Genomic DNA, 3,072 nt, shown 5'->3' with positions numbered 1-3,072 from the left:
TGTGGATATAAGTACCGCATTAAAGCAGAAAAAGAATCCTATAATACCGTTGAAGTAGCTTTTAATGTAAATCGAGAACCTGGGGTAAAAACAGTAAATATTGGCTTAGAAAAAGCAGAGAAACCGCTAGGCTTAAACGATGATTTATTTAAAAGACTCAATTTACAACCGATCTACTTTGATTTTGACAAATCGAATATCCGCAGAGATGCTGCGATTGAGTTGATGAAAGTAGTCGAAGTATTGAAAGAATACCCTTCTATAAAAATTGATGTTCGCTCTCATACAGATAGTAGAGGAAATGATGTATACAACATGAGTTTATCCGATCGTCGTGTGAAATCAACCATTAAATGGATGATTGAACAAGGAATCGATCCAAGTCGCTTGACTGGACGAGGATACGGAGAAAGTCAGTTGCTAAACAAATGTAGCAATGGTGTACCGTGTACTACTTCGGAACACCAAGAAAATAGACGCAGTGAATTTATTATTAAAGAAATATAAAGTCTAGTTGGACATGTACAGGTTTATTAAGACTGTGTTTATGTACTAAAAGTAAGGAACACAGTTTCGATAAAACCGAAATAGAACTCTTAACTCAACTAGTTGAGCAGTATTGTTGCTCATGAAAGTTTGAAGTAATCCTATTTTGAGCATGGTTCATGCTGGAAATATAAATTTAATAATAAGAGAAACAAGATGAATTGTTTCTGACGAGTAATGGACATGCACTTCATTTATACATAAGGCATTGATGTTATTGTTCGTCGTTTTTTAAGTAAGTGTGTTATTAATTAATCTACTGAGAGAAATTATGATTAGAAAAGTTATTCCTTTATTATTTTTATTTTTAGGAAATTTCGTTAGTGCTCAGGTCGGTATAGGTACAAAAGAACCGAATCCAGCTTCAGCATTAGACATCGTTGCTAAAGATAAAGGTATTTTGCTTCCTAGAATTCAATTAAAGAGCGAGCAAGATAAATCAGCTATTGTTAATCCCGAAGAAAGTTTACTCGTTTACAATACAGGAAGTACATCCCTTGTTGCAGGCTTTTACTATTGGAGAGATGCAAGATGGACACAATTATTATCTGGAGATAATTACATAGATACAAAGAATCAAACGTTTACGATTGAAAAAGATAGTAATAATATTGAAAGTTTAGTCATCACAGATACGCAGGGAGGAAAAGTGTTTCTTGCTATTTCGGCTATTGCAAAAAACAATACGTTTGTAACAAATTTGGTAGAAAACCAAGAGTTCATCACCAAGTTGGCAGATAATATTGAGTTTGTAAATCACATCACAAACAATGAGGATTTTATTACCAATATTGTCAATGAATTAAAAGGCAAATATGGAAACGTCAACTACAATCCAACAACCAATACTTTTGTTTATTACGATGAACATGGAGCTGAGCACGACGTTGATTGGAGTGCCTTAAACACAACTAACGTTAGTTTTACATTAGTGAATGATAAGTTGGTTGTGACTGATTCAGAACAAAATACAGTCGAATTAGCAGTAACGGATATTGCTAATAACAAAACGTTTGTAGAGCACATTGCTACGAATCAAGATTTCATTACCAAGTTGGGAGATAATATTGAGTTTGTCAATCACATCACAAACAATGAGGATTTCATTACCAATATCGTCAATGAGTTAAAAGGAAAATATGGAAACGTCAACTACGATCCAACGACCAATACCTTTGTTTATTACGATGAGCATGGAGCAGAGCATGACGTTGATTGGAGTGCATTAAACACAACTAACGTTAGCTTTACATTAGTGAATGACAAGTTGGTTGTGACGGATTCAGAACAAAATACAGTCGAATTAGCAGTAACGGATATTGCTAGTAACAAAACGTTTGTAGAGAACATTGCTACGAATCAGGATTTCATTACCAAGTTGGGTGATAATCTTGAGTTTGTCAATCACATCACAAATAATGAGGATTTTGTTACAAATATCGTCAATATATTAAAAGGGAAATACGGAAATGTCAACTACAATCCGACGACCAATACCTTTGTTTATTACGATGAGCATGGAGTGGAACATGAGGTGGATTGGAGTGTATTAAATACGACCAACGTTAGTTTTACGTTAGTGAATGACAAGTTGGTTGTGACCGATTTAGAACAAAATGTGGTTGAGTTAGCGGTAACGGATATTGCTAATAACAAAGCATTTGTAGAACAGATTGCTACGAATCAGGATTTCATTACCAAGTTGGGGGATAATGCTACTTTTATCACGACAATTGTCGATATGCTAAAAGATAAATATGGAAACGTTGGTTTTGATGTATCAACTAATTCATTCTTCTATTATGATGCAGACTACAACGTAGTGCATATCAGCTGGGAAAGTTTAGGCAATACCAAAATTAAGAGCTTTACTATCGATGAGGTTAATAATGAATTGGTGATTACTGATACAGAAGATCGTCGTTTTCTAGTAACTATTGATGATCTAGGAAGAGTCCTTGCTAATAACGATGTATTTGTAACTAATTTAGTTAATAATAAAACGTTTACAACGAAGTTGGGTAATGATGAGCATTTTGTAACGACGATTACAAATAATGAGGATTTCATTACGAACGTCATCAATACATTAAAAGGCAAATATGGAAATGTCAACTACAATCCAACAACCAATACTTTTGTTTATTACGATGAACATGGAGCAGAGCACGACGTTGATTGGAGTGCATTAAACACAACAAACGTTAGTTTTACATTAGTGAATGACAAGTTGGTTGTGACGGATTCAGAACAAAATGTGGTTGAATTAGCAGTAACAGATATTGCTAGTAACAAAACATTTGTAGAGCACATTGCTACGAATCAAGATTTTATTACCAAGTTGGGCGATAATCTTGAATTTATCAATCACATTACAAACAATGAAGATTTTATTACCAATATCGTTACTGAGTTAAAAGGGAAGTATGGAAACGTCAACTACAATCCAACAACCAATACTTTTGTTTATTACGATGAACATGGAGCAGAGCACGACGTTGATTGGAGTGCCTTAAATACAACAAA

General features: G+C 34.1%; 2 protein-coding genes. Both read left to right on the top strand.

Features of this window, described 5'->3' with window-relative positions:
* Nucleotides 1-507, top strand: a 507-nt coding sequence (locus ACUTSE_RS18085; protein WP_445641262.1) for an OmpA family protein, incomplete at its 5' end; no start/stop codon positions are given.
* A 310-nt stretch (nucleotides 508-817) separates the two neighbouring features.
* Nucleotides 818-3,072 (top strand): hypothetical protein (locus ACUTSE_RS18080; RefSeq protein ID WP_445641261.1); only part of this gene is annotated, 2,255 nt, incomplete at its 3' end.

It is taken from the genome of Myroides sp. TSA_177.3, from assembly GCF_052691955.1.
This window is presented reverse-complemented; position numbering and strand designations above follow the sequence as displayed.